The sequence below is a fragment of the Caballeronia arvi genome, from assembly GCF_001544695.2.
Classification (GTDB): domain Bacteria; phylum Pseudomonadota; class Gammaproteobacteria; order Burkholderiales; family Burkholderiaceae; genus Caballeronia; species Caballeronia arvi.
Genome location: NZ_FCOM02000005.1, coordinates 13213 through 34704, shown reverse-complemented (window position 1 = coordinate 34704; position 21492 = coordinate 13213). Strand labels below are relative to the sequence as shown.

Below are 21492 nucleotides of genomic sequence, written 5' to 3'. Positions count from 1 at the left end.
AACACGATAGAAGCGGCGCGGTTCCGGCCCCTGTTCGTGCCACAATATCCGCTCGAATTCACGACAGGACGATGCCCGCATGAGCACAGCACTGAAAGTCGGCGTGATGGGCTACGGCCTCGCCGGAGCGACGTTTCACGCGCCCGTCATCGAGCACTGCGGCCGCGCCGAAGTGACGGCCATCGCCACGAGCCAGGCCGAGCGCGCGCAGGCCGACTATCCGAACGCGCAAATCGTCGCCGACTTCGACGCGCTGCTCGCCATCGACGAAATCGAGGCTGTCGTCGTCGCAACGCCGAACGACACGCACTTCGATCTCGCGCATCGGGCATTGTCGGCGGGCAAGCATGTCGTCGTCGATAAACCCGTGACGCTTTCCTCGCGCGACGCCCGCACGCTCGCCGATCTCGCTGCCGATCGCAAGCTATTGTTCGCGCCGTTCCACAACCGCCGCTGGGACGGCGATTTCATGACGGTGCGCGCGCTGATCGAAAGCGGGCGGCTCGGGCGCATCACGCATTTCGAATCGCATTTCGACCGGTTTCGCCCGAAAGTGCCGCAGCGCTGGCGCGAGGAAGCGGAGCGCGGCGGCGGCCTGCTATTCGATCTGGGGCCGCATCTGATCGATCAGGCGCTGACCTTGTTCGGCGCGCCGCAGACGGTGACGGCGTTCGTGAAGGCGCATCGCGATCACGCACACGCGCCGGATTACGTGCATCTCGTGCTCGGCTACGACGACAAGGAAGTGATCCTGCACGCCAGCGCGCTCGCGGCGCTCGAACCGCCGCGTTTCGCGATTCACGGCACGCGCGGCAGTTATGTAAAAAACGGGCTCGATACGCAGGAAGACCAGTTGCGCTCGGGCATGCGCCCGGGCAATGCCGAATTCGGCAAGAATCCGCCGGGTTTGCTGCGCGAAGTCGATGGCGATCTTGATCTGCGCCACGAATTCGCGACGAAAGACGGTGCGTATATCGAGTTTTATTGCGCGCTGGCGGCGGCGATTCAGGAAGGCAAGGCGTTTCCGGTGTCGCCGCAGGATGCGGTCGATGTCATGACGATTATTGAATTGGCAATTCAGAGTGATGGGGAAGGGCGGCGCGTGCCCTTCCAGCGGATCGGCTGAATACCTGACAGCGGGGCGCGTGCGCCGTCCATCGGCCGTCCCCGAATCCGTTTGACAAGCCCAAACCGGTCGCGTAAATTCTGCCGCACGCGTCGGGAGAGCGCGTGGCCTTTCATCGCAATAAAAAAGGCCGCGCCGCCGAAGGGGCATACCCGCAAACTCTCAGGCAAAAGGACCGACGGCGTCGAGGAACGAAGTTTCCTCGCACTCTGGAGAGCGGCAGCGGCTTCATCGACCGAAGCCAGTTGCCCACCGAAGGGGCGCGCGATGAACCGCAGCACGAACGTGCACGGTTCGCGCAATCTCTCAGGTACCGAGGACAGAGGGGTCACGCATCGCAATCGCTCACGGCATGAGCCTTGCGCGCTGCTTCCGGCAGCACGACAGGCGCATTCCTGAAGCGGAAACCGCGCTGCGTGGCCTTTTTTGTTTCGCGAACCGAGGCCCCGATGACTTCACTTCAACAGACGCCCCTGCACGCCGCCCACCTCGCGCTCAACGCGCGCATGGTCGATTTCGGCGGCTGGGACATGCCCGTCAACTACGGTTCGCAGATCGACGAGCATCGCGCCGTGCGTACCGACGCCGGCATGTTCGACGTGTCGCACATGCGGGTCGTCGATTTCGAAGGCGAAGCCGTCCGCGAATTCTTCAGATACGCGATCGCCAATAACATCGACAAGCTCACGACGCCGGGCAAAGCCCTCTACTCGTGTCTGCTCAACGGCAACGGCGGCGTCATCGACGATCTGATCGTCTACTACTTCTCCGAAACGAGTTTCCGCGCGGTCGTGAACGCGGGCACCGCCGAGAAGGACATCGCCTGGTTCGGGCAGTTGAATGCCGAAGGCGAGTTCAATCTCTCCATCACGCCGCGTCGCGATCTCGCGATCATCGCCGTGCAAGGCCCGAACGCGCGCGAAAAAACCTGGCAAGTGCTGCCCGAAACGCGCGCGCAAACTCAGGACATCAAGCCGTTCAACGCGGTCACGATTCAATCGACGACATTCGGCGAGCTGATGCTCGCGCGCACCGGCTATACCGGCGAAGACGGTTTCGAGATCGTCGTGCCGGCTGCGCACGTCGAGGCGCTCTGGAACGCGCTCGCCGACGCGGGCGTGAAGCCGGCCGGCCTCGGCGCACGCGACACGCTGCGGCTCGAAGCGGGCATGAACCTGTACGGTCAGGATATGGATGACAACGTCTCGCCGCTCGACGCCGGCCTCGCGTGGACCGTCGACCTGAAAACGGAACGCGATTTCGTCGGCCGCAGCGCGCTCGAAGCGAACGGCTCGAAGGCGGACTTCGTCGGGCTCGTGCTCATCAAGGAAAACGGCAAGGCGGGCGGCGTGCTGCGCGCGCATCAGAAAGTCGTCACGCCGCACGGCGACGGCGAGATCACGAGCGGCACGTTTTCACCGTCGATGCAGGAGTCGATCGCGTTCGCGCGCGTGCCGACGGGTGTTGCCGCGGGCGACACGGTGCAGGTCGTCATCCGCGACAAACAGCTTCCCGCGCGCGTGGTAAAACTTCCGTTCGTGCGCAACGGCAAGGTTCTCGTCGAACTCTCGTAACGCCGTCGCGCCCGTTCCCTCCGATCAAGAAACTCACGAAAGAACCACGCAAGGAGCATCCAATGAGCATCCCGGCCGATCTGAAATACACCGAATCGCACGAATGGGTCCGCACCGAATCTGACGGCACGCTGACCGTCGGCATCACCGATCACGCGCAGGAAGCGCTCGGCGACATCGTGTTCGTCGAACTGCCGGCAGCGGGCAAAACCGTCGCGGCGGGCGATGCGATCGCCGTCATCGAATCGGTCAAGGCTGCCTCCGATATCTACGCGCCGGTCTCGGGCGAAGTCGTCGCATCCAATGACGCGCTGACCTCCGCACCGGATCAGGTCAACGGCGCGCCGTACGAAAGCTGGCTTTTCAAGATCAAGCCGTCGAGCGACGCCGGCCTCGAAAAGCTGCTCGACGCCGAAGGCTACGGCAAGTCGATCGGCGAATAACTTTTTTTCATCGACGAAAGCGGTTCTGCCGAAAAGAGCCGCCTTCGTCGCCAGCAGGAATTCACATGAAGCTCGAACACCCGGATCGCCTGATGAACCGCACCTCCCTGTCACTCGCCGCGCTCGAATGCCACGATGCGTTCGCGGAACGGCACATCGGCCCCGATGATGCGGACCAGCGCGCTATGCTCGACGCGCTCGGTTTCGCGTCGCGCGCGGCCTTCATCGACGCGGTGATTCCTGAATCGATTCGCCGCAAGGAAACGCTGCCGCTCGGCGCGTTCACGCAGCCGAAGAGCGAGGCGGAAGCGCTCGCGTATCTGCGCAAGCTGGCGGACGAGAATCTGGTGTTTCGGACTTACATCGGCCAGGGTTACTACGGCACGCACACGCCGGCGGTGATCCTGCGCAACGTGCTCGAAAATCCGGCGTGGTACACGGCTTACACGCCGTACCAGCCCGAGATTTCGCAAGGGCGTCTCGAAGCGCTGCTGAACTTCCAGCAGATGGTGATGGACATGACGGGCCTCGCGATGGCGAACGCATCGCTGCTCGACGAAGCCACCGCCGCCGCAGAAGCGATGACGCTGCTGCAACGCGTCGGCAAGCCGAAGTCGAACGTGTTCTACGTAGCCGACGATGTGCTGCCGCAGACCATCGAAGTGGTGAAGACGCGCGCGAAACCGGCGGGCATCGAAGTCAAGGTCGGACCCGCAGCCGATGCCGCGAGCGCGAACGCGTTCGGCGTGCTGCTGCAATATCCCGGCGCGAACGGCGATGTGCGCGACTATCGCGCGCTCGCGGAAGCGATTCACGCGGCGGGCGGTCACGTCGTCGCGGCGGCGGATCTGCTCGCGCTCGCGCTCATCACGCCGCCGGGCGAATGGGGCGCGGATGTGGCCATCGGCAATACGCAGCGTTTCGGCGTGCCGGTCGGCTTCGGCGGCCCGCACGCGGCCTACATGGCCGTGCGCGATGAATTCAAGCGTCAGATGCCGGGGCGTCTCGTCGGCGTGACGGTCGATGCGCAAGGCAATTCCGCGCTGCGTCTCGCGCTGCAAACGCGCGAACAACATATTCGCCGCGAGAAGGCGACGTCGAATGTCTGCACGGCGCAGGCGCTGCTCGCGATCATGGCGAGCATGTACGCGGTGTATCACGGTCCGCGCGGCCTCAAGACCATCGCGTTGCGCGTGAACCGCGTGGCGTCGATCTTCGCGGCGGGTGTTCGCAAACTAGGCTACACGCTCGCCAACGATACGTTCTTCGACACGGTAACCGTTGAAAGCGGCGCGAACACGACGGCGCTGCATCAGGCGGCGTACGCGGCGCGCATCAATCTGCGCCGCGTGAGCGGAAGCCAAGTGGGCGTATCGGTCGATGAAACCACCACGCGTGACGACCTCCAGAAGCTCTTCGCGCTGTTCGCGGAAGTCGCGGGCAAGACCGAAACGTTCGATATCGACGCGCTCGATGCGGCGCTGAACGATCCGATTCCTGACGCGCTGAAACGCACGAGCGACTACCTCACGCATCCGGTCTTCAACCGCCATCATTCCGAGCACGAAATGCTGCGTTATCTGCGCAGCCTCGCCGACAAGGATCTCGCGCTCGATCGCACGATGATCCCGCTCGGCTCGTGCACGATGAAGCTCAACGCGACGTCGGAAATGCTGCCGGTCACGTGGCCCGAGTTCGCGGCGATCCATCCGTTCGCGCCCGCCGAGCAAACGCTCGGTTATCGCACGATGATCGATCAGCTCGAACAGATGCTCGTCGCATGCACGGGTTACGCGGCGGTGTCGTTGCAGCCGAACGCGGGTTCGCAGGGCGAGTACGCGGGTCTGCTCATCATTCACGCGTATCACGAGTCGCGCGGCGAAGGGCATCGCAATGTGTGCCTGATTCCGGCATCCGCGCACGGCACGAATCCGGCGTCGGCGCAGATGGCGGGCATGCAGGTCGTCGTGGTTGCGTGCGATGCGAACGGCAACGTCGATATCGAAGATCTCAAAGCGAAGGCCGGCAAGCATTCGGCGAATCTCGCGGCGATCATGATCACGTATCCGTCGACGCACGGCGTGTTCGAGCGCAACGTGCGCGAGATTTGCGACATCGTGCATTCGCACGGCGGCCAGGTGTATGTCGACGGCGCGAACATGAACGCGATGGTCGGACTCTGCGCGCCCGGCCGGTTCGGCGGCGACGTCTCGCACCTGAACCTGCACAAGACGTTCTGCATTCCGCACGGCGGCGGCGGACCGGGCGTCGGTCCGGTCGCGGTCGGCGCGCATCTGGCGAAGTTCCTGCCGAATCAGGCATCGACCGGATACAAGCGCGATGAAGCTGGTATCGGCGCGGTGTCGTCGGCGCCGTATGGCTCGGCCGCGATCCTGCCGATCTCGTGGATGTATATCGCGATGATGGGCGCGCAAGGTCTCACCGCCGCGACCGAAAGCGCGATTCTCGCGGCGAACTACGTCGCGAAGCGTCTCGCGCCGCACTATCCGGTGCTCTACAGCGGCGCGGGCGGGCTCGTCGCGCACGAATGCATTCTCGACGTGCGGCCGATCAAGGAATCGAGCGGCATTTCGGTGGAAGACGTCGCCAAACGCCTGATCGACTACGGCTTCCACGCGCCGACGATGAGCTTCCCCGTTCCAGGCACGCTGATGGTCGAGCCGACCGAATCGGAATCGAAGGAAGAGCTCGATCGTTTCATCGACGCGATGATCGCGATTCGCGAAGAAATCCGCGCCGTGGAAGAAGATCGGGCCGACCGTGAAGACAACGTGCTGAAGAACGCGCCGCATACGGCGGCGGTGGTGACATCGGACGAATGGGCGCACAAGTACACACGCGAGGCGGCGGCGTATCCGCTGAAGTCGCTGATCGCACGCAAGTACTGGTCGCCGGTCGGCCGCGCGGACAACGCGTATGGCGATCGCAACCTCATGTGCTCGTGCGTGCCGATCTCTGACTACGCGGAGTAAGCAGACAACGTAAAGCATTGTCGGGCGGTATCGCGGCGCGCGTCGAACCGGCTAACATCTCACCCCGGACCAAAGCCAATCAAGGAGTTCGCATGGCGCGGAAGGTGCGAGAGATGAAACAAATAAGTCGATTCACGGCGCTGGCGATGCTGTTCGCATGCTCGCTGACGGTGCAAGCCGCGATGAATTTCTGCGCCGCGCCCGCGATGCAGACGAGCGAGCGCACCAATGCCGATCCTGGCGTGAAGGCGCTCGTGAAGATGGTGCAATCGCACGTGAACGATCAGCCGAAGCCGCGCGCGAAGCTGCATACTGAAGGCACGCTGCCACACGAAGGCATTTACGACGAGAGCGTCGAGGCCGAAAAAGACCTCGGCCTGATGCGCGATGCGGCGCTTGCGTGGCGCGCGACCGGCGACGAGCGTTATCTGCGGCTCGTCGACCGTTTTCTGTTCGCGTGGACGACGACTTATCAGCCGAGTTTCAACCCCATCGACGAGACGAACTTCGAGTCGCTGATTCTCGCGTACGACCTCACGGCAAGCGCATTGCCGGTCAAGACGCGCAACGCGGCGAACGCGTTCATCACGAAAATGGTGACGGGCTATGTCACGGACATGGACAAGCAACCGCGTCCGCTCACGGGCAATTACCGCAACAACTGGCAGAGCCATCGCGTGAAGCTGGTCGCGATGGGCGCGTTCACCATCGACGACCGCAAGCTCATCAACGCGGCGCAGCGGTTGTTCGTCGAGCATATCGGCGACAACATCGCGCCGGACGGATCGACGGTCGATTTCGCCGAACGCGACGCGCTGCGCTACGTCACCTACGATCTTCAGCCGCTCGTGACGGCGGCGCTCGCGGCGCGGCGGCACAACCGCAACTGGCTGCCCGAGCGCGCGCAGTCGGGCGCGACACTCGCCGTTGCGCTCAACTGGCTCACGCCGTACGCGCTCGGCACGAAGACGCATGACGAATTCGTGAAGTCGTCCGTGCCTTTCGACGCCAAGCGGCGCGAAGCAGGATTGCCGGGATTTTCGGGTCAATGGGACCCGAAAAACGCGGCGGAACTCTTTCATCTGGCGGCCCGTCTCGACGGCCGCTACACGCCGGTCGCGCTGCGGCTCGCACCGACGCCCCCAGCCTGGCTCGCGGTGTGTCTGCCGCTGCCGGCGCGTTAATTCTTTCAGTCAGGTGATGTCATGGCAGTCAGCGTATTCGACCTCTTCAAGATCGGCATCGGACCTTCGAGCTCGCACACCGTCGGACCGATGCGCGCCGCGTTGATGTTCGCGCAAGGGCTCGAGCGCGACGGGCTGCTGACATCGACGGCATCGGTGAAATGCGAGCTGTACGGCTCGCTCGGCGCGACGGGCAAGGGCCACGGAACCGACCGCGGCGTGATGCTCGGCCTGATGGGCGACGCGCCCGATACCGTCGATGCGTCGAGCATCGTCCCGAGGCTCGACGCCGTGCGCGCGTCGAAGACGCTCGCGCTGCTCGGCACGCACGAGATTCCGTTCACGCTGAAGGAATGCATCGCTTTCTATCGGCAGGCGCTGCCGGAGCATCCGAACGGCATGAAGCTCCATGCATTCGATGCGAACGGCGCGTTGTTGCGCGAGGCGACATATCTGTCGGTCGGCGGCGGTTTTGTCGTGACGGCGGGCGCGCCGAATACGGCGGTGCTGAGCGCGCACGAGCAGTTGCCGTATCCGTTCCAGACCGGCGACGAACTCATGAAGATGTGCGCGGAGTCGGGCAAATCGATCGCGCAGTTGATGTGGGAAAACGAGCGCGTCTGGCGCAGCGAGGACGAGATTCGCGTCGGGCTTTTGCGCATCTGGGACGTGATGCAGGATTGCGTCGCGCGGGGTTGCGGCATCGGCAATCCGGATGCGGAAGGCTGCTTGCCTGGGCCGTTTCAGGTGAAGCGTCGCGCGCCGCAGTTGTATCGTGCGCTGGCGGGCAAGCCTGAGCAGGCGTTACGCGATCCGTTGTCGATGATCGACTGGATCAATCTCTATGCGATCGCGGTGAACGAGGAGAACGCCATCGGCGGACGCGTCGTCACGGCGCCGACCAACGGCGCGGCGGGGATCATCCCGGCGGTGCTGCATTACTACGACCGGTTCGTGCCGGGCTCGAATACGCAAGGCGTGATCGATTTTCTGCTGACGGCTGCGGCCATCGGCATTCTGTACAAGATGAATGCTTCCATCTCCGGCGCCGAGGTAGGCTGTCAGGGCGAGGTCGGCGTCGCGTGCTCGATGGCGGCGGGTGCGCTCGCGGCCGTGCTCGGCGGCACGCCCGCGCAGGTAGAGAACGCGGCGGAAATCGGCATGGAGCATAACCTCGGGCTGACTTGCGATCCGGTCGGCGGGATGGTGCAGATTCCGTGCATCGAGCGAAACGCGATGGGCTCGGTGAAGGCCGTCAACGCCGCGCGCATGGCGATGCGCGGGGATGGGTCGCATTATGTTTCTCTCGACTCCGTCATCAAGACCATGCGAGAGACCGGCGCGGATATGAAGACCAAATATAAAGAGACTTCGCGCGGCGGGTTGGCGGTGAATATCGTGGAGTGTTGAGATGTACGGTTGTCTACCAGCAATCGATATTATCGATAACTGAAACATTAGTTGACCGAATCAATCTTGTGGTATCGATGCGGTTAGCATCGGCGAAGCCAAGACAGATCTTGCCGATTGCTTCTCTCGTCGAACTTCGAAGAAGTAATGCGGCTGAGTTCAGACCTGAGAGAGCCGCATAAAACCGGATCAATTGCTTGCCCACAAGCAGGCGTACAAAACGCTGACTGCGCCGCCTAGGTTCAGGCCAATGAACAAGAGCAAGTGGCCGAAGCCGTTCAACCGAATGGCGCGTCCGCGTGTTCAGGCGACCGATTTCATTCCTGTTTCGGATGTGCATCGCGTGCTGTTCATGTGGCGCGACGGCGAAGAAATCGCGGATCGATCGTTCTACGGGCACTTGATCTGGGTTTCACCGCAGGGCGACCTGTATCCGCTGTTTGAATTTCACTATCATCCGAGCCATAAGGGCGTGCATTGCAAGCTGCCCTGCGAAACGACGATCGATTATCGGAATCGCTTGCTGCCAGGTGCACCAGAGCTTAATCTCAAATCATCTCGAATTTTCGATCCGGGCGTCACGGATGATCGCTCGGCACTCATCGTTCTGTTTTGCAGGGCGACGGGCATCACGATGTCAAACGAGCAAAACGGTCAGGGCGATCTATTGTGTTAGCCGAATTTCTCAAGCGAACGGTCTGCGCGCTCTTTGAAGTCCACGAGGACACGCGCGACGTGTACCGAATAGTCACGCCACTCGAATATGCGGGCACTGGTGATCGCGTAGTCGTTCGCGTGCGCATGCGCAATGGCGCGTTTTCGATCGACGAAAACGGTGAAGCTTGCCTGTGCGCAAGTATGATCGGCGGCGACGTCGAGTCCGCGGCCATCGAGCAGTGGTCTCAGAACCTGTCTCAGTTGAGTCCCGCGCGTCTGGACGACGACGAAGTCATTCGTGCGACCACGACGGACGAGCGGCTGGTGGTTCCCTACGTGTTTCGCGTGGCCGAAGCGGCGCAACAACTTTGCGGCGTGGCGACGTCGCGCGTCGAACGCCGATCAGGCAGCGATTTCAAGGGACGTTTATCGCGGACCATCGTCGAGATCGCCGAGGAATTCGACCTGAAGTATGATTCCGAGGTCGAATTGCCGATCTCAGGCAAATTCATGGCCGATCATGTGGTCCAGACGCCGACGCCTTCGATCGTCATTGCCGCGATGAGTGACACGCGGCTTCTAGAAGGCGAGTTGATTCATATGCAGTATCGCGAGGCGAACAAGCCGGGTCACGTGCTTGCTATCGCTGAGAGCCAACTGACAGTCGGCAAGGCACAGTTCGAGCGCGCCAACTATTACACCTGGAAGACTGTCGTCTTCGATGCGCGAAATCTTCGCAGTTTGATCGCGTCAGGGCTTCATTGAAGCGAACCATCAAGCCCCAATCAAATTCACCACCTTCACATTCCGCGTATCCGGCACCTCGGCGTAAGAAAGCACCTTCAACTGCGGCAAGCTTCTCCGCAGAAACCGCGCCAGCATCGCACGAAGCGAATGCTGCACGAGCAACACCGGCGGCAAGCCCAGATTCTGCTGGCGCATGATCGCGTTTTGCGTCGAGTTCAGCAGCGTTTGCGCGAGTCCCGGCTCCAGACCCGGATTCGTACCCGTCGATAAAGCCTGCGACAGCACGCGCTCCAGCGTCGGATCGAGGCCCATCACTTGCAGGTCATCGGCGCCCGGATACCATTGCTGTGTGATCGCGCGGCCCAGCGCAAGGCGCACCGCCGCGGTGAGATCGTGCGGATCGGACATGCGCGGCGCATGCTCCTGCAGCGCGTCGAGAATCGTGCGCATGTCGCGGATCGGCACGCTTTCGTCGAGCAGATTCTGAAGCACCTTTTGCAGCGTCGTGAGCGACAGCACCTTGGGCACCAGATCGTCCGTGAGCGAAGGCGTGTCCTTGCCGATGCGCTCGATCAGCGCCTGCACTTCCTGCCGTCCGAGCAACTCCGCCGCGTGCGTCACGACGAGATGGTTCAAATGCGTCGCGACTACCGTGCTTGCGTCGACCACGGTGTAGCCGTACACCTGAGCCTGCTCGCGCAGGTTCGTGTCGATCCAGACAGCCGGCAGGCCGAACGCCGGGTCCTGCGTCTGCGCGCCCGGCAGCGCGGCCGATACCTGTCCCGGATTGATCGCGAGCCACTGTCCGGGGAACGCTTCGCCCACGCCCACTTCGACGCCCTTCAGCGCGATCCGATAGCCATTCGGCCGCAGCTCCAGATTGTCGCGAATATGAATGACCGGCGGCAAAAAGCCGATTTCCTGCGCGAACTTCTTGCGGATGCCCTTGATGCGCTTGAGCAGTTCGCCGTCGGTGTTGCGATCGACGAGCGGAATCAGGCGGTAACCCACTTCCAGCCCCAGCGGATCGATGAGCGACACGTCCTCCCAGCTCGCCTCCGCGTTCTCCGCCGTCGTAGCAGCGGCGCTCGCAGCGAGCGGCGTGACATCGGTGACGGCGCTCTTCTTCTTCGCCTCGGCGCGCTTATTCATCGTGCGCGCCGCATAGATCAGGCCGCCGCCGAGCAGCATGAACGCGAAGTGCGGCATACCCGGAATCAGACCCATGATGCCGATGATCACGCCCGTGATCATCAACACGCGCGGATTCTGGAACAACTGGCCGGTCAGCTGCGTGCCGATGTCTTCCTCGGTCGCGACGCGCGATACGATCACGCCCGCCGCCGTCGAGATGATGAGCGACGGAATCTGCGCAACGAGGCCATCGCCGATCGTCAGCAGCGTGTAGTTGGTCGCCGCGTGCGCGAAGTCCATGTCGTGTTGCAACATGCCGACGATCAGCCCGCCGACGACGTTGATCACCATGATCAGCAAGCCCGCGATCGCGTCGCCGCGCACGAACTTCGACGCACCGTCCATCGAACCGTAGAACTCGGCTTCCTGCGCCACGCTCTGACGGCGCTTCTTCGCGGTTTCCTCGTTGATGAGACCGGCGTTCAGATCGGCGTCGATGGCCATCTGCTTGCCGGGCATCGCGTCGAGGGTGAAGCGCGCGCCGACTTCCGCGATACGTCCCGCGCCCTTCGTGATCACCATGAAGTTGATGATCATCAGGATCACGAACACGACGATACCGACCGCGAAGTTGCCGCCAACGAGAAAGTGGCCGAACGATTCGATCACCTGACCCGCGGCGTCGGGGCCGGTGTGGCCTTCGAGCAGCACGATACGCGTCGACGCCACGTTCAGCGACAGCCGCAGGAGCGTCGAGAACAGCAGCACGCTCGGGAATGCCGCGAAGTCGAGCGGCTTTTGCGTGTACATGCTGACGAGCAGGACCATCACCGACAGCGCGATGTTGAAGGTGAACAGCAAGTCGAGCAGAAACGCGGGCAAGGGCAGAATCATCATGCCCAAGATCATGCAGATCAGGATCGGGCCGGCGAGGGCTCGCAAGTTCTGCGTGCCCAGCGCGTCGGGCCGTTTGGCGAAAAATCCAGCGCGCGCATTCATGCTGCGGCTCCATTGTCAGGGTTGTCGCCCGCCAGAGCCTCGGCGGCTTCGCGGTCGGCGTCGGCGTCGGAAACGCCGCCTTTGTCCAGTTCCTTCGGCACGTCGAGATCTGAAGGTTCGTCCGGCTTGATGCCGCCGTCTTCCTTGTAGCGCTTGAGCTGGTAGACCCACGCCAGCACCTGCGCAACCGCGCCGTACAGCGCGCCCGGAATCTCCCGGTTGATCTCGACGTTGTGATACAGCGCGCGCGCCAGCGGCGGCGCTTCGAGCAGGGGCACGTTGTGCTCGCGGCCCAGTTCGCGGATGCGCGCCGCGACCAGATTCACGCCCTTCGCGACGACCTTCGGCGCGCGCATCTGGCCGTCGGTGTATTGCAGCGCGACGGCGAAGTGCGTCGGGTTCGTGACGATGACATCGGCGGTCGGAATCGCCTGCATCATCCGTCGGCGTGCGGCCGCGCGTTGCTGCTGGCGGATCTTGCCCTTGATGTGCGGATCGCCTTCGCTTTCCTTGTGCTCGCGCTTCACTTCTTCCTTGCTCATGCGCAGCTTCTTCGCGTGCGAGTAAAGCTGATACGGCACGTCGACGGCAGCGACGAGAAACAGCCCGCCGATCGCCATGCCGCAGCACACGAAGATCAGATGCATCGCGTCGGCGAGCGCCAGATCGAGCGGCTTGGTCAAGAGGCCGAGCACTTCGGCCTTGCGGCTCCAGATCGCCGATCCTGCCATGCCACCGACGACGATCGTCTTCAACACCGACATGCCCAGCTGCACCGGCCCCTGGATCGAGAAAATCTTGCCGAGGCCGCTGATCGGATTCAGCCGGCCGAAGTTCGGCGCGAGCGGCTTCGTCGTGATGAGCCAGCCGCCGAGCGCCATCGGCGCGGCGAGCGCGGCGAAAGCCGACAGCAGCAGCACCGGCAGCACGGCGAACAAACCTTCCTTGCTCGCGTTCGCCGCGCCGATCATCATCTGGCGCGTATCGAGCACGGTTTCGTGGTTGAACGTGAACGCGCCGCGCAGAATCGACTGCAAATGCGCGCTGATCGGACCCGCGAGGCTCCACACGCCGAAAAATCCCGCCGCGAGCAGCGCGAAAGACGCGAGTTCCCGCGAGCGCGCAACCTGGCCTTCCTCCCGCGCCTTTTCCAGACGCTTGGGAGTGGCTGATTCGGTTTTTTCGAGATCGCTTTCTTCTGCCACCGGGCCTTACTCCGTTGCTGCCACCGTTTGCCATTGCGGGCGGCACGAAGCCGCTTTTTGATGAAAGCGATTATTGCGGAAGGCGTCGAGCGGCCATCGGCGGATAAAGCCGGGGAAAAGGGGGTTATTCGGTAGATGAAAGCGCGGGAAACAAAAGCGGCGCGTGCCTCGCAAGGAAGCACGCGCCGTTCTGCATGAAGACGTGGATGCGGTCAGGCGCCTGGCACGCGCCCGTCCGGACCGTAGAAGCCGCTCTTCGACGGCGCGACCTGCAACGCCGCGAGCGCCTTGCGGTTGTATTCCATGCGCGTGCGGATCAGCACGCCGTTGTTGTTGTTGCCCTGTTTCGCGCGACGGGCGGAAGCGGTCAGCAACGCCCATTGCCCGGCGATCGCCTCGTCGCTGGCGGCGGCGGCTTCCATGCCGACGAAGCCGCCGGGGAAACCGAGCGCGTTCAACTGCTCATCGCGGGTCTTTTCGAGAACGGAGATGCGCTCGGTCAGCGTGGTCTTGTGCTCGATGATCGAAGGCAGCGCCGGAAGCGGCTGCGCTGCGATCAGCGCTTTTTCCTCTTCGACGAGGAGGTTTTCGAAGGCCTGAACAGCGGCGACTTCTTCGGTGACGGTGGCAAGCAGGGCGTCTTTCATTGCATCGCTCGAAAAGCGGTTTCAAAAAGCCGCCCGGTTTCGCGAACGCCTGCCGTCACGCGCCTGTGCGCGCCCTGGAAGCGTTCAGCCGCCGGTCGGCGGGGTTCTCGTTTGCAGCAGGTCGCGCGCGGTGCTCAGAATGCCGTCGGCGATCTTGCTCGTGTCGATCTTCAGGCTGCCGTCGCGGATCGCGGCCTTGATCGATGCGACTTTCGCCGTATCGATGTCCGAGCCGTTCGATGCGCGCAGGTCGCTCGACAACGACGACAAGCTCACCGTCGAATTCGTCGCCGGGTTCGCGCCCGACTGTTGCACGGTGCCCGTGGCACCTTTTGCGTCGTTTTGCGACGCGCGCTGCAGGTTGTCTTGAAGGCCTGCCAGATTGGTGTTGCTATTCGATTCGATTTTCACGATGTCCATTCCCGAACGTGTTGAGTCCTTTATCGGCGAGGGTGCTTGAAAACTTTACCCTGCCGGGGGACTACCAACTGCCGTGCGGCGTGCTCATCGCCTTCAAAGCCTTATCTGGCGGGCTTCGGGCGCATTTGCAACAAAATGAAACAAACGTGGGGGGCCGAACACTTCTGTTCTTTACAGCGAAATCTCAACCGTCTGGGCGTCCTTCACGATGCCCGTGATGATCTGTCCGGCAGCGGTTTTCACACGAATCTGCTGGCCGGGCGCGGCGTTGTTCATCGCGGTGCCTTCGGCGGAAATCGAAAAGCCGGAGCCGCCCGCGACCACGCGCACGTTCTGGCCGATAGCCACCGAACTCGCGGCGCGCAGCATGTCGGTGCGCAGCGGCAAGCCCGCTGGCACGCGCCCGAGCGCCACCGCGCCTACGGCCTGCGCCGGATCGGTGACGATAGCCTGCGGCATCGCGGTGATATCGCCGTCGCGGGCGACGAGATCGGCGTTGGTCAGCACTTCGCCGGGCGCGATCGCGCGCGCGGCCTGATAGTAAGTAGCGTTGATCGACACGCGCGCCTGCACGTAGAGCGTCCACGGACGCTCGCCGACACAGCGCACGCCGACGGTCATGCGGCCCCACAGCCGCGCGCCGGTCGGCATGAACGGATCGAGCGCCGAGCAGGCGGCGAGGCCGCGCGGAAATACCGGCGTGACGGTGATCTCGACTTTGCCCGGCAAACCCGCGGCCTGCTGTTGAAGAAAGCCGAGCGCGGCGACGCGGATCGATTCGCCGTCCTGCAGCGCGGCGTTTCCGCTCTGCTGGGCTTGCGGCAACGCGGCGGCAGCGGACGGATTGAAGCTGACACGCTTCATCGGCGATGCGGCCGGCGATGCCGAACCCGCCGCAATGGGCTTCGCATTCGTGCCGCGCGCGATGCCATCGTCGCGCGTCACGACGACGGGAATGACATCGCGTGAAACGGAAGCGGCAGGCGCCCTCGCAAGCGACGGAGCAGCGGCGGGCGCGGACGGCGCAGCAACCCGCGCAGGCTTCGCTTCGCCCGGACCGGGAATGACGATCATGCCGCCCGCGTCGTTCATGGAGTCGTCGGCGGCGTCGGCGCGGGCTTCGAGTTCCAGCGCGGCATTGCGCATCGCGGCGTCGGCGGCTTTCGTCGCGGCGCGATAGCCGGACTGCATCGCCGCAACGGGAGCGGGCGCGGGCCGCGCCGCCGGTGCAGCGGGCGCGTTGAGCTTCTGCGCCATATCGGCCGCGGCGGCGGGATTGGTTTCCGCGTTGCCCGGAATGACGATCATGCCGTCGCTTTGCTGAGCCTGCGCGCTCATCACGACGCTCATGAACAGCGACGCGCCCAGCGTGCGGCGCGCGAACGTCGCTGCGGCGCGAGCCGTAGGGTTCGATGCACGCTTCGCGGACCTGCTCATCACTTCTCTCCGTTGCTGATTCGATCGAGCCGCACCTGCGCGGCGATTAACGAAACGAATTCTAGATATCGGCCGCAACGGGCAAGCGTCGAATAGAGGCCGCGTTTCCCGGTTATTCATCGGATTAGTTCTTGCGCGCCGCTCCTAAGATGCGTGTCATGCAAAAAGCCCTCGGCGCCGCCGACAGGAGAAACCGCAATGCTAGACAGACTCGACAAGGAATTCGCTTTCGGCCGTGAGGCGCTCGACGTGCGCGCGTACCGGCAGGAATTGCTGTCGTCGAATATCGCCAACGCCGATACGCCCGGCTACAAGGCGCGCGACGTCGATTTCTCCACCGCGCTAGCGGGCGCGCTGAAGCCGGGCGGCGGCGCATCGAACAACGCGACGCTGAAGATGGCGCAGCCCGTCAGCGTGAGCGCAAGCGCCTCGATGAGCGTGACGTCGAAGGGCCATATGTCCGGCACGTCGACGCTCTCCGCATCGGGCGGCTCGAGCGACGACTACGGCAAGCTCGCCTATCGCGTGCCGAACCAGCCGTCGCTCGACGGCAACACGGTCGATCTCGACGCCGAGCGCGTGCAGTTCGCGGACAACGCGCTGCACTTCGAAGCCGGCATGACGGTGCTGAGCTCGCAGATCAAGTCGATGCTCTCGGCGATCACTTCAAATAGCTGAGCGCATTAGGAGAAGAAATGCCCTCTTTGATGAACATCTTCAACGTCGCCGGCTCGGCGATGTCCGCTCAGGCGCAGCGCCTGAACGTCACCGCGTCGAACCTCGCGAACGCGGACAGCACGACCGGCCCGGACGGCCAGCCGTACAAGGCGAAGCAGGTCGTGTTCGCGGTCGATCCGCTCGGCGGTGCGCGCACCGCGTCGGGCCAGCAGGTCGGCGGCGTGCAGGTGACCGGCGTCATCGACGATCCGAGCCCGATGAAAACCAGCTACGACCCGAGCAACCCGGCGGCGAACGCGGACGGCTACGTGACGCTGCCGAACGTCGATCCGGTACAGGAGATGGTCAACATGATTTCCGCGTCGCGTTCCTATCAGGCGAACGTCGAAACGCTCAATACCGCCAAGCAATTGATGCTCAAGACTTTGACCATCGGCACCTGATTCGGACATTCAAGGAAAACAACGTGACGACCAGCACAACCATCGGCAGCAACGGCACGAATGTGTCGCAGACGCTGCTCGACACCATGAACGGCACGTCGTCGAGTTCGGCGTCTTCGTCGAGCTCGGCGACAGGCGCGCAATCGGCGACGGAACTGCAGAACACCTTCCTCACGCTGCTCGTGACGCAGTTGAAGAACCAGGACCCGACGAATCCCGCCGACAGCTCGCAGATGACCTCGCAGCTCGCGCAGATCAACACGGTGACGGGCATCGGTCAGTTGAACACGTCGCTGTCTTCGCTCGCGACGCAGCTTTCCGCCGGCCAGCAGACGCAGGCCGCGCTGCTCATCGGCTCGAACGTGCTCGCGGCGGGTAACGCCATGACGGTGTCGAGCGGCGCGTCGTCGAGCTTCGGCGTGCAATTGGCGAACGACGTGAGCGATCTGCAGATCGTCGTGAAGAACTCGTCGGGCCAGATCGTCAATACGCTCGATCTCGGCGCGCAAGGCGCGGGCGTCGTGCCGGTGACGGGCTGGAAGCCGGTCGACTCGAAGGGCAACACGCTCGCCGACGGCAGCTACACGATCACCGCGCAAGGCACGATCAACGGCCAGCAGGCGACCGCGACGACGCTTTCCGCTTCGCAGGTCCAGAGCGTCGTGCAGATGACGGGCGGCGCGCCGGGTCTCAAGCTCGCGAACGGTTCCACGGTGGCGCTGACGAGCGTCGCGTCGATTCTCTAAACAGACATTTTTTAGGACGAGCGCGAACTCGTCGCGGAGAAACACATGAGTTACCAACAGGCATTGAGCGGTCTGGGCGCAGCATCGAGCGACCTCGACGTGATCGGCAACAACATCGCGAACGCGAACACCGTCGGCTTCAAACAAGGTGCGGCGCAATTCGCGGACATGTACGCGAATTCGATGGCCACGGCCGTCAGCAATCAGATCGGCATCGGCACGCGCATGTCCGAAGTGCAGCAGCAGTTCTCGCAAGGCACGATCACGACGACCAATCAGGCGCTCGACGTCGCGATCAACGGCAACGGTTTCTATCAGTTGTCGAACAACGGCTCGATCGTGTATTCGCGCAATGGCGTGTTCCATCTCGACGACAACGGCAACATCGTCAATTCGTCCGGCCTGCAACTGATGGGCTACGCGTCGGATTCGAGCGGCGTGGTCAACAGCGCGAGCACGGTGCCGCTGACGGTGCCGACCGCGAACATCGCGCCGACCCCAACGAAGAAGATCACCGCCGCGTTCAACCTGAACTCGCAGGACGACGTCAAGGCCGCCGCGGACTTCGATCCGACCAACGGCAACACGTACAACGCGTCGACATCCGTCGATGCGTACGACTCGCTCGGCGGCACGCAGAAGGTGTCTGTGTACTTCACGAAGTCCAGCACGAACACGTGGGAAGCTTTCGCGGGCTATGGCGATCCGGTCACGGCAAAGACGGATCTCGGCCCGGTCACGTTCGATTCGTCGGGCAACCTGACGAGCGGCAAGACCTTCTCGTTCACGATCCCGGACGGCGCGAGCGCGACGGCGGGCGCGACGCAGACGCTGACGCTCGACCTTTCCGGCACGACGCAGTACGGCGCGAAGAGCGGCCTCACGAATTTGCATCAGGACGGCAACCCCACGGGCGAACTGACGGGCTTCACGGTCGGCACGGACGGCATGCTGACGGGTAACTACTCGAACGGCCAGACGAAGGCGCTCGGCCAGATCGCGGTCGCGAACTTCAACAACCAGAATGGTTTGCAGAACCTCGGCGGCAACGTGTACGCGCAGACGGCGGCTTCAGGCGCGGCGCAGGTGTCCGTTCCGGGCTCGACCAACCACGGCACGCTGCAAGGCGGCGCGGTGGAGAACTCCAACGTCGATCTGACGAGCGAGCTCGTGAATCTGATCACCGCGCAGCGCAACTATCAGGCGAACGCGCAGACGATCAAGACGCAGCAGACCGTCGACCAGACGCTGATCAATCTGTAAGCATCGTCCGCAAGCGAACCAGAAGTAACAGGGAAGAAGGAAGCGATTCATGGACCGTCTGATCTACACCGCGATGACCGGCGCAAGCCAGGCGCTCGAACAGCAGGCCGTCACGGCGAACAACCTCGCGAACGCGTCGACCACGGGTTTCAAGGCGCAGCTCGCGGCGTTCCGCCAGGTGCCGATGTCGTTCGAGGACCAGTCCGCCGATGGCACGACGCGCACCTTCGTGCTCTCGTCGACGCCGAACGCGGACTACTCCGCGGGCCCGATCCAGCAGACCGGCAATCCGCTCGATGTCGCCGTTCAGGGCCCCGGCTGGCTGTCCGTGCAGGCGGCCGACGGCAGCGAGGCGTACACGCGCGCGGGCAATCTGCACGTGGATCAGAACGGCCAGCTCGTCAACGCGAGCAACCTGCCGGTGCTCGGCAGCGGCGGTCCGCTGTCGATTCCACCGGGCGCTGAAGTGACGATCGGCAAGGACGGCACGATCTCCGCGCTGATTCCGGGCGACCCGCCGACAGCGATCGCGGTCGTCGATCAGCTGAAGCTCGTGAATCCCGATCCGGCGACGTTGACGCGCGGCGACGACGGCCTCTTTCGCACCGCGACCGGCGACCCCGCCGATGCGGACCCGAACGTCGTCGTCGCTGGCGGGGCGCTCGAAGGCAGCAACGTGAACCCGGTCTCCGCGATGGTCTCGATGATCACCAATGCGCGCCAGTTCCAGATGCAGACGAAGCTGATGGAATCGGCGGACCAGAACGAACAATCGGCCAACAAGCTGCTGAACTTCTCCTAAGCGGCGACGCAACAGACACTCAGGAAACGCAAGAACATGAATCGCTCTCTTTACATCGCCGCGACCGGCATGAATGCGCAGCAGGCGCAGATGGACGTGATCTCGAACAACCTCGCCAACGTCGGCACGAACGGCTTCAAGGGTTCGCGCGCGGTGTTCGAGGATCTGCTGTATCAGACCACGCGTCAGCCGGGCGCGAACTCGACGCAACAGACCGAGCTCGCATCGGGCGTCCAGCTCGGCACGGGCGTGCAACAGGTCGCAACGGAACGCCTGTACACGCAGGGCAACCTGCAGCAGACCGGCAACTCGAAGGACGTCGCGATCAACGGTCAGGGCTTCTTTCAGGTGACGATGCCCGATGGCACCACCGCCTACACGCGCGACGGCTCGTTTCAGACGAACGCGCAGGGCCAGCTCGTCACGTCGAGCGGCTATCAGCTGAATCCGGCGATCACGATTCCGCAGAACGCGACGGCGATCACCATCGGCTCGGACGGCACGGTGTCGATCACGCAGCAGGGCAGCTCGGCCAGCACGACGGTCGGCGCGCTTCAGCTCGCGACCTTCATCAACCCGGCCGGCCTCGAAGCGCGCGGTGAGAACCTGTTCTCCGAAACGGGCAGCTCGGGCGCGCCGAACGTGTCGCAGCCGGGTCTCAACGGCGCGGGTTCGCTGCAGCAGGGTTACGTGGAAGCGTCGAACGTGAACGTCGTGCAGGAACTGGTCAACATGATCCAGACCCAGCGCGCGTACGAGATCAACAGCAAGGCCGTGACCACGTCCGACCAGATGCTGCAGACGCTTTCGCAAATGCAGGTTTAACCCTCTATTCGACGGATGGGAATCAAGCGGATGGCGTCACACTGACGCTTCATTCGCTTCAAAAGAGTTATCACGATGTCGTCTACTCACATTCTTTCGCGCTTTTCGATGGCCGCGCTCATTGCAGCGCTCGCCGCATGCGGCCTCGTGCCGAAAGAGCCGATCGTCCAGCAGCCGATGACCGCGCGTCCGCCGCAGCCGCCCGTCGGCACGCGCTCGCCCGGCGCGATCTACAACGCGGGCTACGCAGGCAGGCCGCTTTTCGAAGACCAGCGTCCGCGCAACGTGGGCGACATCCTGACCATCGTGATCTCGGAAAACGTCAACGCGACGAAGTCGTCGGCGGCGAATACGAATCGCAACGGCACAGGCGCGTTCCAGGTGCCGACGGTGCCGGGCATCTTCGGCGGCCTGTTCAACAACACGAATCTGTCGGCGACCGGCACGAACAAGTTCACGGCGGCGGGCGGCGCGAGCGCGGCGAACACGTTCAGCGGCACGCTGACCGTCACCGTCACGGACGTTCTGTCCAACGGCAACCTGATGGTGAGCGGCGAAAAGCAGATGCTCATCAACCAGGGCAACGAATTCGTGCGCTTCTCGGGCGTCGTCAATCCGACGACCATTTCGGGCACCAACACCGTGTTCTCCACGCAAGTCGCCGACGCGAAGATCGAATACTCGGCGAAGGGTTACATCGACGAAGCGCAGAACATGGGCTGGCTCCAGCGCTTCTTCCTCAACGTCGCGCCGTTCTGA

At 63.4% G+C, this 21492-nt stretch carries 20 protein-coding genes and 2 riboswitches; of the genes, 15 read left to right on the top strand and 5 right to left on the bottom strand.

Annotated features, from left to right (window positions below):
- Positions 1 to 79: 79 nt before the first annotated feature.
- The 8 genes from AWB74_RS07850 (at position 80) to AWB74_RS07815 (ending at position 10152) form a co-directional block, all read left to right on the top strand.
- Positions 80 to 1126, top strand: coding sequence for an oxidoreductase (locus tag AWB74_RS07850; RefSeq protein WP_061146225.1), 1047 nt, complete (start codon positions 80 to 82; stop codon positions 1124 to 1126).
- Positions 1127 to 1209: 83 nt separating this feature from the next.
- A riboswitch (glycine riboswitch) is annotated at positions 1210 to 1314 on the top strand.
- Between the two features lie 11 nt (positions 1315 to 1325).
- Positions 1326 to 1459: riboswitch (glycine riboswitch) on the top strand.
- Positions 1460 to 1575: 116 nt separating this feature from the next.
- On the top strand, positions 1576 to 2700 hold the full coding sequence (gcvT, locus tag AWB74_RS07845) for a glycine cleavage system aminomethyltransferase GcvT (protein WP_061146224.1): 1125 nt from the start codon (positions 1576 to 1578) through the stop codon (positions 2698 to 2700).
- A gap of 62 nt (positions 2701 to 2762) precedes the next feature.
- Positions 2763 to 3143, top strand: a complete 381-nt coding sequence (gcvH, locus tag AWB74_RS07840) for a glycine cleavage system protein GcvH (RefSeq protein WP_061146223.1) — start codon at positions 2763 to 2765, stop codon at positions 3141 to 3143.
- Positions 3144 to 3208: 65 nt separating this feature from the next.
- Entirely contained in the window at positions 3209 to 6136 is a 2928-nt protein-coding gene (gcvP, locus tag AWB74_RS07835) for an aminomethyl-transferring glycine dehydrogenase (protein ID WP_061146222.1), read from the top strand.
- 113 nt (positions 6137 to 6249) lie between these two features.
- On the top strand, positions 6250 to 7320 hold the full coding sequence (locus tag AWB74_RS07830) for an alginate lyase family protein (protein ID WP_087038906.1): 1071 nt from the start codon (positions 6250 to 6252) through the stop codon (positions 7318 to 7320).
- Positions 7321 to 7341: 21 nt separating this feature from the next.
- Positions 7342 to 8730, top strand: coding sequence for an L-serine ammonia-lyase (locus AWB74_RS07825; protein WP_061146220.1), 1389 nt, complete (start codon positions 7342 to 7344; stop codon positions 8728 to 8730).
- A gap of 250 nt (positions 8731 to 8980) precedes the next feature.
- Positions 8981 to 9406 carry a hypothetical protein gene (locus AWB74_RS07820; RefSeq protein ID WP_235024516.1) on the top strand — a complete coding sequence of 142 codons (426 nt, stop codon included), beginning with the start codon at positions 8981 to 8983 and terminating at the stop codon, positions 9404 to 9406.
- Positions 9343 to 10152: a hypothetical protein gene (locus AWB74_RS07815; RefSeq protein ID WP_235024515.1), complete on the top strand. Its 810-nt coding sequence runs from the start codon at positions 9343 to 9345 to the stop codon at positions 10150 to 10152. Before AWB74_RS07820 ends, AWB74_RS07815 begins: the two co-directional genes overlap by 64 nt.
- Positions 10153 to 10161: 9 nt before the next feature.
- Here AWB74_RS07815 and flhA read toward each other — a convergent pair whose 3' ends face one another.
- From flhA to flgA, 5 genes are all read right to left on the bottom strand, one after another.
- Positions 10162 to 12267, bottom strand: coding sequence for a flagellar biosynthesis protein FlhA (flhA, locus tag AWB74_RS07810; RefSeq protein ID WP_061146217.1), 2106 nt, complete (start codon positions 12265 to 12267; stop codon positions 10162 to 10164).
- Positions 12264 to 13472 (bottom strand): flagellar biosynthesis protein FlhB, encoded by a 1209-nt coding sequence (gene flhB, locus AWB74_RS07805; protein ID WP_061146216.1) that lies wholly within the window; start codon positions 13470 to 13472, stop codon positions 12264 to 12266. Before flhB ends, flhA begins: the two co-directional genes overlap by 4 nt.
- A 212-nt stretch (positions 13473 to 13684) precedes the next feature.
- Positions 13685 to 14119 (bottom strand): flagella synthesis protein FlgN, encoded by a 435-nt coding sequence (locus AWB74_RS07800; protein ID WP_061146215.1) that lies wholly within the window; start codon positions 14117 to 14119, stop codon positions 13685 to 13687.
- A gap of 84 nt (positions 14120 to 14203) precedes the next feature.
- A complete protein-coding gene (gene flgM, locus AWB74_RS07795; RefSeq protein WP_061122413.1) occupies positions 14204 to 14530 on the bottom strand; it encodes a flagellar biosynthesis anti-sigma factor FlgM in 327 nt (108 codons plus the stop codon).
- A gap of 180 nt (positions 14531 to 14710) precedes the next feature.
- Positions 14711 to 15976 (bottom strand): flagellar basal body P-ring formation chaperone FlgA, encoded by a 1266-nt coding sequence (gene flgA / locus AWB74_RS07790; protein WP_061146214.1) that lies wholly within the window; start codon positions 15974 to 15976, stop codon positions 14711 to 14713.
- Positions 15977 to 16174: 198 nt separating this feature from the next.
- On the opposite strand from flgA, the gene flgB reads away from it, so the two are divergent.
- The 7 genes from flgB to AWB74_RS07755 all read left to right on the top strand — a co-directional run bounded on the left by flgB (position 16175) and on the right by AWB74_RS07755 (position 21492).
- On the top strand, positions 16175 to 16654 hold the full coding sequence (gene flgB / locus AWB74_RS07785; RefSeq protein WP_061146213.1) for a flagellar basal body rod protein FlgB: 480 nt from the start codon (positions 16175 to 16177) through the stop codon (positions 16652 to 16654).
- A 17-nt stretch (positions 16655 to 16671) separates the two neighbouring features.
- A complete protein-coding gene (gene flgC, locus AWB74_RS07780; protein WP_035499295.1) occupies positions 16672 to 17097 on the top strand; it encodes a flagellar basal body rod protein FlgC in 426 nt (141 codons plus the stop codon).
- Between the two features lie 23 nt (positions 17098 to 17120).
- Positions 17121 to 17843 carry a flagellar hook assembly protein FlgD gene (locus AWB74_RS07775; RefSeq protein WP_061146212.1) on the top strand — a complete coding sequence of 241 codons (723 nt, stop codon included), beginning with the start codon at positions 17121 to 17123 and terminating at the stop codon, positions 17841 to 17843.
- Positions 17844 to 17888: 45 nt separating this feature from the next.
- Positions 17889 to 19106, top strand: a complete 1218-nt coding sequence (flgE, locus tag AWB74_RS07770) for a flagellar hook protein FlgE (protein ID WP_061146211.1) — start codon at positions 17889 to 17891, stop codon at positions 19104 to 19106.
- A 49-nt stretch (positions 19107 to 19155) separates the two neighbouring features.
- Positions 19156 to 19908 carry a flagellar basal-body rod protein FlgF gene (gene flgF / locus AWB74_RS07765; protein WP_061146210.1) on the top strand — a complete coding sequence of 251 codons (753 nt, stop codon included), beginning with the start codon at positions 19156 to 19158 and terminating at the stop codon, positions 19906 to 19908.
- 36 nt (positions 19909 to 19944) lie between these two features.
- Positions 19945 to 20733, top strand: coding sequence for a flagellar basal-body rod protein FlgG (gene flgG, locus AWB74_RS07760; protein ID WP_061146209.1), 789 nt, complete (start codon positions 19945 to 19947; stop codon positions 20731 to 20733).
- A 75-nt stretch (positions 20734 to 20808) separates the two neighbouring features.
- On the top strand, positions 20809 to 21492 hold the full coding sequence (locus AWB74_RS07755; RefSeq protein WP_061146208.1) for a flagellar basal body L-ring protein FlgH: 684 nt from the start codon (positions 20809 to 20811) through the stop codon (positions 21490 to 21492).